The 8,716-nt window shown below is 56.0% G+C and carries 11 protein-coding genes; 8 read left to right on the top strand and 3 right to left on the bottom strand.

Going from position 1 to position 8,716, the window contains the following annotated elements; genetic code table 11:
• Positions 1–157: 157 nt before the first annotated feature.
• The 7 genes from ACFFK0_RS09845 to ACFFK0_RS09815 all read left to right on the top strand — a co-directional run bounded on the left by ACFFK0_RS09845 (position 158) and on the right by ACFFK0_RS09815 (position 5,308).
• Positions 158–1,111: a sensor histidine kinase gene (locus tag ACFFK0_RS09845; RefSeq protein WP_377469986.1), complete on the top strand. Its 954-nt coding sequence runs from the start codon at positions 158–160 to the stop codon at positions 1,109–1,111.
• Positions 1,108–1,542, top strand: coding sequence for a SiaB family protein kinase (locus ACFFK0_RS09840; RefSeq protein ID WP_512700671.1), 435 nt, complete (start codon positions 1,108–1,110; stop codon positions 1,540–1,542). Before ACFFK0_RS09845 ends, ACFFK0_RS09840 begins: the two co-directional genes overlap by 4 nt.
• A 107-nt stretch (positions 1,543–1,649) precedes the next feature.
• Positions 1,650–2,030: a DUF1987 domain-containing protein gene (locus tag ACFFK0_RS09835; protein ID WP_377469985.1), complete on the top strand. Its 381-nt coding sequence runs from the start codon at positions 1,650–1,652 to the stop codon at positions 2,028–2,030.
• Positions 2,031–2,050: 20 nt separating this feature from the next.
• On the top strand, positions 2,051–3,898 hold the full coding sequence (locus ACFFK0_RS09830; protein WP_377469984.1) for a SpoIIE family protein phosphatase: 1,848 nt from the start codon (positions 2,051–2,053) through the stop codon (positions 3,896–3,898).
• A gap of 91 nt (positions 3,899–3,989) precedes the next feature.
• On the top strand, positions 3,990–4,331 hold the full coding sequence (locus ACFFK0_RS09825) for a metal-sensitive transcriptional regulator (protein ID WP_377469983.1): 342 nt from the start codon (positions 3,990–3,992) through the stop codon (positions 4,329–4,331).
• Positions 4,332–4,344: 13 nt separating this feature from the next.
• Positions 4,345–4,548 carry a copper chaperone CopZ gene (gene copZ, locus ACFFK0_RS09820; protein WP_377469982.1) on the top strand — a complete coding sequence of 68 codons (204 nt, stop codon included), beginning with the start codon at positions 4,345–4,347 and terminating at the stop codon, positions 4,546–4,548.
• A gap of 106 nt (positions 4,549–4,654) precedes the next feature.
• Complete coding sequence (locus ACFFK0_RS09815) at positions 4,655–5,308, top strand: TVP38/TMEM64 family protein (protein WP_377469981.1); 654 nt, start codon at positions 4,655–4,657, stop codon at positions 5,306–5,308.
• A 40-nt stretch (positions 5,309–5,348) separates the two neighbouring features.
• Here the strand turns inward: ACFFK0_RS09815 and ACFFK0_RS09810 are convergent, their stop codons facing one another.
• Positions 5,349–5,834, bottom strand: a complete 486-nt coding sequence (locus ACFFK0_RS09810) for a MarR family winged helix-turn-helix transcriptional regulator (protein ID WP_377469980.1) — start codon at positions 5,832–5,834, stop codon at positions 5,349–5,351.
• A gap of 316 nt (positions 5,835–6,150) precedes the next feature.
• Positions 6,151–6,432, bottom strand: coding sequence for a hypothetical protein (locus ACFFK0_RS09805; protein ID WP_377469979.1), 282 nt, complete (start codon positions 6,430–6,432; stop codon positions 6,151–6,153).
• A gap of 128 nt (positions 6,433–6,560) precedes the next feature.
• On the opposite strand from ACFFK0_RS09805, the gene ACFFK0_RS09800 reads away from it, so the two are divergent.
• Positions 6,561–7,439 carry a DUF421 domain-containing protein gene (locus ACFFK0_RS09800; protein ID WP_377469978.1) on the top strand — a complete coding sequence of 293 codons (879 nt, stop codon included), beginning with the start codon at positions 6,561–6,563 and terminating at the stop codon, positions 7,437–7,439.
• Between the two features lie 39 nt (positions 7,440–7,478).
• Here the strand turns inward: ACFFK0_RS09800 and ACFFK0_RS09795 are convergent.
• A partial coding sequence (locus ACFFK0_RS09795; RefSeq protein WP_377469977.1) for a SpoVR family protein occupies positions 7,479–8,716 on the bottom strand: 1,238 nt, incomplete at its 5' end.

Here is an 8,716-nt window from a genome sequence, read left to right as displayed (position 1 = left end):
GGGTTTAGAGACTTACGTTGGGTGTAAATGGAACGAATCTTGTTCAGCAAGCCCTAAATAAGGTGCTGCAGCTGAACTAACCGAACGGCCGGCGGAAGGAGGATGAGGTGCGCTGCGCTCAAGGAAAGATGTTGCCCAAGACGCATTCGCTGCGGAGGTGGAGCTGCTGGAACGGTCTCGGCAGCTGCTCCGGGATGAGCATGCGGCGGCGGAAAGAGAGGACGCATTCCGCAATCTCGTTATCGGCTACGAGAAGCTGCTGAAGACGGCCGTCAAAATATCCCGCATCAGCGATATCCAGGGACGTACGCTTAAAGAACGGGAACAGAAGCTGAGGGAGGCCGGGGAAAGCCTGAAAATGATGGAGGCGCAGCGCAAGAAGCTGGTTTCCGACATTTCCCATGAGCTGGGAACGCCGATGACGTCCATTCAAGGCTATGTAAAGGCGATGCTCGACGGTGTCGTTCCGGCAGACGGCGAATATCTTGGCATGATCTACGGCAAAGTGCAGTACGTCAATCAGCTTGTCGCGGATTTGTTCCAATTGTCGCGTCTGGAATCCAATAAGATCCCGTTCACGTTTCGCTTGTTGACGCCGGAAGAGCTGCTGCGGCCATATACGACGAAGTTCAAGATCGACGCCGACAAGGCGGGGGTTGAATTAAGCTTCACTTCTTGCTCACAAGCAGCGGAGGCTCCGATCGGCAGCCGCAAGCTGGTCAAGGCGGACCCGTACCGGATCGAGCAGGTGATGACGAATTTTGTACATAATGCGATCAAGTTTACCCCGAGCGGCGGCGCCATCCAGATCGAGGCGGAGCTCGGAGACGCTCCCGGAGAGCAGTCGGGAACCTCGCTGATCGTACGCGTTACGGATACGGGCATCGGCTTGCATGAAGAGAGTTTGCCGTACGTGTTCGAGAGGTTTTACCGGGTGAAGGCTGCCGACGGCGAAGGTGTGTCGGGGACGGGACTGGGCCTTGCCATTTCCAGGGAAATTATCTTGCAGCATAATGGCACGATCGGCGTAATCAGCAAGTATGGAGAAGGCAGCACCTTTTATTTTACCTTGCCGATGGTTGACATGGAGCAGAAAGGAACGATGGTATGAATCGACAATTGCTGCAGGTCCAGAAGACTTTGCAAGATAGCGGGATCATGATCTGCTTCAGCGGACGGCTGTCGCAAGGACTGATTGAGGAGTACGGCCAGGCGGTAAAATCTTATCTGGAGTCGGAGAATCGTCCTTCCAACCAGATTACGAACGTGTTCTCCGTGTTCATCGAGCAGACCCAGAATATCAAAAATTACACGCACAGCAAGGAACACGCCGCCGAATTCGACCGGCTGGTGCAATCCGCCATTATTACGATCGGCAAAGAGGAAGGCCATTATTATATCGCTTCCGGCAATTTGGTTCTGAATCGCGACCTTCCGAAGCTGACCCGAACGATCGACGAGCTCGTCGGTCTGGACAAGGATGCATTAAAGCGGCTGTACAAAGAAAAGCTCCGCCGCGAGCTGCCGCCGGACTCGGCTTGATCGAAATCGCACGCAAATCCGCGGCTCCGCTTCAATATTCGGTGACGGAGATCGACGGGGACGTATCATTTTTCTCGCTTAAGGCGGTCATATAAGGAGCTGTTCGTATGGATAAATGGACGATCGAGGCGACGAAGAGCACGCCCTGCGTCGAATTCGACCCGGAACGCAAGCTGCTTGCAATCAGCGGGCAGTCGTACCCGGACAATGCGTTCAAGTTTTACGAACCGCTGCTGGAATGGGCGGACACGTATTTGAACGATGCGGCGAACGGCGAGCTTCACGTAAACTTGACGCTGCCGTACATTAATACTAGCAGCACGAAGTGCTTCCTCATGCTGCTGGAGAAGCTGGAAGATGCCCACAACGAAGGCAAGCGGGTTGAGATCGCATGGTACTATAACCGCGACAACGACAGCGAGCTGGAGTGCGCCGAAGAATTTAAAGAAGACCTGACGCTGCCGTTTCGAATCATTCCGCTCGATTAACAGTCAAGGCGGGTGCCAACATGATGAATAACGAGTCCACCTTGCTGGAGAGATTGAAGCATGACCGAAGCGCCGTACGGGTGCTTATTTTTGCAAGTGCCGCTATTGTGTTCTCGATGCTGCTGATCGGAACGATAGTATACACGCTGGTGGAGAAGCAAGCCGTCCGCAAGCTGAAGGAGCAGGATCTGACGACGATCGCCCAAGCGATGGCTTCCAAGGTGGAGGGACGGCTTCAGCGCGCCCGGGAGACGGCGGTTCTGCTTGCGGACGATCCTGCGGTTATCGAGTGGGTGGCGGGCGGCGAGCAGGACGGGCGCCTCGGTTCGTACGCCAAGGAGAGGCTGTACAGCCTCGCGCACGATTACGATTATAAAAACTCGTTTATCGTCAGCGCCGTATCGAACCAGTACTGGGCGGAGAGCAAGCAAGTGATCGACTATATGTCGAAGGACAACCCGCGCCACGTATGGTTCTACAACATGCTGTCCGGCGGCAAGAAGGTGGCCGTGCAAATTGATTCCAACGACATCCGCGGGCAAACGTTCGTGTTCTTCAACGTGCTGATGGGATCGCCGGACAAGCCGCTTGGAGTCGCGGGCGTAGGACTGAGTCTGGAGGACGTAGCCAAGGAGTTCCAGTCGTTCAAATACGGGACAAGCACGCACGTTATGCTCATTGATGCTGCCGGCACCGTGCTGCTGTCCGACCGGCTGGAGAGCGATTATACGAAGCTCGAGAAGCACATGCCCCGCGACATGGCGCAGACGGTGCTGAGCCGCTTCCATGACGATACGCAGGTGCTGGAATTTACCGGTGAAACGGGGGAGCTGACGGATTTGATTTCGTACCCGCTCCGTTCGGGAGATTTGCGCGTCGTATTCACGATCGAGCGGGCGGAGACGATCGCGTTCCTGCAAACGATCAAGGCGCAGACGGTCATGGCTACGGTCGTGACGCTGATCGTCATCATCGTGCTGTTCTTCTATATTTCCCGGCGGATCTTCAATCCGTACAAGCGAGCGCTGCAGCTGAACGAGGAGCTGGAGAAGGAAGTGGCCGAGCGGACGAAGCAGCTCGCCGAACAGAACGGCCGTATTCTCGACAGCATCGACTACGCGAAGCGGATCCAGACGTCGCTGCTGCCCTCGGAGGAGCAGATGCGGAGGCTGTTTCCGCAGCACTTCGTCATCTGGAAACCGGTCGAAGCTGTCGGCGGAGACTTCTATTGGATCGCGGAAACGCCTAGCGGCGTCCGGCTTGCGGCAGTCGGCGACTGTACCGGCCACGGCGTGCCCGGGGCGTTCATGACGATGCTGGCGGTGACGCTGCTGAACCGGATTGTCGAGAATGAAGCGATCGACGATCCGGGGATGATTTTGACGCGATTGAACGTACTGCTGAAGGAGACGCTGAAACAGCAGGATGGCGGCAGCGGCGCAGGCTTGTCCGACGACGGTCTGGATATCGGGCTGGTCGGTTTCGGCGGCGGCCTTGTCCGGTTCGCGGGGGCGAAATGCTCGCTCTATGTGATCGGGGAAGGCGGAGGCGAGGTGCGGATGATCAAGGGGGACGCCAAGAGAATCGGCTACCGCCGCACGCCGGACCATTACACGTTCGAGGTCAAGGAGCTCTCGGCAGGCAGCCGCGATACGCTGTATATGACGACGGACGGGTACTTGGACCAGAACGGCGGGGACAATAATTATTCTTACGGACGAAAGCGTTTCGTCGAATTGATCGCCGCGGCGGCGGGGGACGGGATGGAACTGGAGGAGCAGCGCCGGTTCTTCGAAGCTGCCATGCGCGAATATATGGGGGATGCGGAGCAGCGGGACGACTGGATGGTTGTCGGGCTGCGTGTTTAGCATGGCCAAGCGTTGTGCGGGATTTGAATATCCGCTTGATATACCCCCAAGGGGTATGATATAGTGGGGTTGTAGGAAGGAGTTGAACCCCATGGAAGAGCATAATATAGCGGAGCAGGAACAGCTGCAGGAAGCGTGCTGCCATAGCGGCAGCGAGCGCAAGAGCCATCATTCGGATAAAACGAAGAGCAGCCTGATCTCGCGGCTGAATCGCATCGAAGGGCAAATCCGCGGTGTCAAAGGCATGGTGGAGAAGGACACGTATTGCGACGATGTATTGAATCAGATCGCGGCGATTCAATCGGCTCTGAACGGCGTCGGCAAGCTGCTGCTCGAGCATCATCTGAACAGCTGTGTCATTGAGCGCATTCAAGAAGGCGATAATGAAGTTGTGAAAGAGCTCATGATCACGATGAATAAACTGATGAGATAAGGGGAGAAGAACGATGGAACATGTTACGCTGAAAGTGCAGGGCATGTCCTGCGATCATTGCGTCCGCGCCGTAGAAGGTGCGGTGAAGGAACTCGGCGCAGCAGGCAAAGTGGATTTGGCGGCGGGGCAAGTGAACGTTCAGTTCGATCCCGCAGTTGTGTCGCTTGACAAGATTAAAGAAGCCATCGAAGATCAAGGCTACGACGTTGTACAGTAACGCTGCTGCCCATCATGGCGGCGTGTCGGACAGAGGTCCGGCAGTTTTTTTTGCATATGAATATACCCCACATAGGTATTAATGGTGATGAGGTGACAAAGCAGGAATGCCAGACGGACGAAGACGCCGCAGCCCGTTCCGCTCCAAGTGGCTGATCGCACTTGTTTATATCGGGGGTCTCGCTATCGTACTCAGCGAGCGCGACGCGCTGGGCGAGTGGCTGACAAGCCGTGATGACGCGGGCGATGCGGTGCTGCTGTTCCTTGCCGCTGCGGCGCTCGCCTTGTTCCCGGTCATTCCGTTCGGGATTGTTGCCGGTGTGCTGGGCGCCAAATTTGGTGTCGTCACCGGCAGCATCATGAACATCGGGGCGTCAGTGATCGCAGCCTATATCATGTTCGTGTTCGCTCGTCTTTCGCTAACGGATGTCGCCGAGCGAGTCGCGATGCGTTACCGCTATGCCGAGCGGATGCAGCAGCTGATGAAGGCGAATCCGTTCTTTGCCGTACTGTTTGCCAGACTGATTCCGATCATTCCTGCACCTGTCGTCAACGTCTATTCGGGTGTCAGCGGCATCACGACAGCTGCCTATGTGACGGCAACGGTGCTTGGTAAAATTCCCGTTATGCTCGTGTTTGCCATCGTTGGAGATCAACTGGCCGCTTCGGCCGGGAGCGCAGCCCTGACCATCATCATCTATGGAGCGTTTCTGCTCGCCGTGTACGGCGCTTACCGGCTCTGGCTGCGCAGGCAGGCTTGAGCAGGCCGGCCTCGGCTGAAGAAACAACAGATCCCCTGCATCAGGATATATCCGTTCCGCCTCCGGTAACTTGACGGTCTCCTTCGCGGAACTTGGCGGCAACTTCGGCGGCATTGCGGCCCATCTTCTCCAGGCTGTCCAGCATCCGTTCCTGCTCCTCCTCCGAAAGTCCTTGCAGCAGCAGGCTCCGCCACTCGGCAAAGCCTTGCCGTACTTCGTCTTGGATGGCCAGAGCTTTCTCCGTAAGATGGACGCTGTAGGACCGCTTGTCGTTAGCCCTCACCAGCCGCACGATATACCCTTGCTCCTCCAGCTTCTTTAACGCCTTGGCCGTCGTACCCTTGTCAATCCGCAGATCATAGGAAATTTCCTCCTGCGTCATACCGTCCTGCCGATACAGCGCGTTCAGGAATATGAGCTGGCCTTTGCCGATGTCCAGATGCTCGAAGCGGGCAGCCAAGTACATTTGACCCGTACGGTAGAGGATCGACATCCAGCGCGGGATGGAGTAGCGGTGCTCGCTCATAAAAGTGTCGTGCTCCTTCTCGGTTGTATTCGACTGTATCGATGCAAAGCAACTATGATTAGAGCGGGAGACCTGCGGTGAACGTCTCCTGTTTCCCTCACTATATGGCTCCCCTTGGTATGCTGTCAATCGCCCGCTGATGTACCTCATATGGATTGCCTCCGCGGCTCTTGAGTTCGGATATGGCTTTATCGGATTTGCGCATTCAAGGTGATGGCAACATTGCCGTGCTTCGGATATCGGCCGATACCGATACTCGCTCCAATGGAAAAACCCCCTTCCGGGGAAGAGGGCTACGGAAATCGGACCGCCGGACTTATCCTTCTTGCGACTCCGAATTTTGCTGCTGCATGTCCTGCTTCAACTGGTCGGCGGTTTGCCGAGTCTGTTGAATGTCCTGCTCAATTTGGTCGATTTGCTGCTGGACATTGTCAAGCGCTGTCGAGCTGACCTCCGCCTCGATCTGCTGAGCGACCTTCAGTGTCTGCTGGGCCGACTGCTGAACATCTTGTGCGGCTTGCTTGACTTGCTGCAGCTGCTGGTCTTGATTTTGTCCTTGGTCTTGTTTGTCTTGCTTCTTCTCGTTGTTCTGCGCCATGATCCACGGCCTCCTTATGGTTTGAAATGTCCCCTATTCAGGTTCCCATGTTCTGCGAAAAATAACCAAATAATTGAAATGTTGCAGGGCATAATAAGGGAAACGAAGCAGGAAAGGGGGGCAGCGTTATGCCGGAATGGTCAATGATCATTTTTCGTTCCTTGGGAGCGGTTGTTATCCTATTCGTAGTTACGCGTATTCTAGGCAAGAAGCAAATCTCGGAGCTCACGTTTTTCGAGTACATTATGGGAATTACGTTGGGTGAGCTGGCCGGATTTCTGTCGACGGATATCGAGGCTCATTATTTGTATGGGATAATCGCCATGACGATTTGGTTCGCCGTGCCGCTCTTGGCGGAGAAGTACACGATGAAGAGCAAGTGGCTGCGGAATTTGATGGAGGGTAAAGGAACCGTCATGATCCGGAACGGCAAAATCCTCGAGGATAACTTGCGCAAGGAACGCTACACCGGCGGCGAGCTGCTTGAGCAGCTTCGGTCGAAAGGCGTATTCAAGGTGGCGGATGTGGAATTTGCGATGCTGGAGACCGACGGCCAGCTCAGTGTATTGCTGAAGAAGGAGCAGCAGCCGCTTACCGCGGCCAGCTTGGGACTGAAGCTGAAGCCGGAACAGGAGCCTCAATGTGTCATCATGGAGGGAATCGTGTCCGATCAAGCTTTGGCGGCTGCACATAAAACCCGCGGATGGCTGGAGCAGGAGCTCAAGCGAATCGGTGCTCAGGCGGAAGAGGTATTCATGGGGCAGGTGGATTCGAACGGCCAGCTGACGGTGGATTTGTACAACGACAGCAACAGCAAGCCGGCGAGTACGCCGCCAACATCCTCTTCGGCGGACGCCGAGCTCCTTCAAGCGCTGAAGCGGTGCGCGGAGGAATTGGAGCGCATGGCAGGTCAAGCGGAACGCATGGAAGCGCAGATTCGGATGGACGATTGCTCCAAACGCATGAAATCGATTGTAGCGGACATGTCGCCGCTTCTGAAGACATAAAGCTGAGCCTGACGCCGTGAGCGCGTCAGGCTCGTTATTTTACAGGAATCTGCGGTGATGCTTCTTCCCGTCGAAGGTGAACAGCACCGGCTTATCCTCGACGATCGTCTCCAGATGCACCGTCTTGCCCCACAGCTGGAATACATACGGCATCGTCCGTTCCACATACTTGAGATCCAGCTCGATCCCTTCGAACGAATGGGTGAGGTACAGCTCGCCGAGCCGGGCGTGGTCGCCGTCCTTGACGTAGAGCACCGGGAAGCCGCCGTTGACGCGGGAATAGACGAGCTGATCGCGGATATGTTCCCAGGTTTTGTCGGTAATTTTCCATTCCGGGCCGCGTTTCTCGAAGATGTAAAGGTCGAGGTCCTCCACGAGCTGCTTCGTAAGATAATTGCGCAGGAACGACTGGTCGGAGTCGAACTCGCGCACCTCGAACATTTTGTCCCGGTCCCACCGCTTCTCGATGTCTTCGAATATTTTCAGCCCCAAATAATACGGATTGAGGCTGTGCTTGGACGGCTGCACGACTCCCGAGTTGAGCTTCGAATATTCGATCGTCTCCTCCTCGGTGAGATCGAGCTCGCGCAGGATGCGCTGATGCCAGTAGGACGCCCAGCCTTCGTTCATGATCTTCGTTTCCATCTGCGGCCAAAAATACAGCATTTCGTCGCGCAGCATGGTGAGAATGTCGCGCTGCCAGTCCTTCAAATCGGGCGCATACTCTTCAATGAACAGCAGCAGGTCCTTCTCCGGCTTCGGCGGGAATCGCTTCTCCGGCTCCGTCTGCGTCTTCGCTTTCTCGCGCTCTTCCTCATCGAGCTCCCATAAGTCTTCGTAGCTGCTGCGGCGGGGAGGTGCCGGCTCGCTGCCAGCTTCGCCGCGCAGCGTGAACGTCCGGTTATCGCGATGGTCCGAATTGCGGTAAGGCTTCGTCAGCGAAGGATCGACGTGCTCCTGGATCGCCAGGACGGCGTCGATGAAATTTTCCACTTCCTTCACGCCGTATTCGATCTCGTAGCCGCGGATCCGTTCGGCCGTGGCGGACATGCTCTCCACCATGTTCCGGTTCGTGCGCGAGAAGCGCGAATTGTTCTTGAAGAAGTCGCAGTGCGCCAGCACGTGGGCGACGATCAGCTTGTTCTGGATGAGCGAATTGCCATCAAGCAGGAAGGCGTAGCACGGGTCGGAATTGATGACGAGCTCGTAGATTTTACTGAGGCCGAAGTCGTACTGCATTTTCATCCGGTGGAAGTTCTTTCCGAACGACCAGTGGC

The sequence above is a fragment of the Paenibacillus chartarius genome (genome assembly GCF_042432825.1).
In the GTDB taxonomy this organism is placed as follows: domain Bacteria; phylum Bacillota; class Bacilli; order Paenibacillales; family NBRC-103111; genus Gordoniibacillus; species Gordoniibacillus chartarius.
The sequence above is the reverse complement of the archived record's forward strand: the minus strand, read 5'-3'. Positions and strand labels throughout refer to the sequence as shown.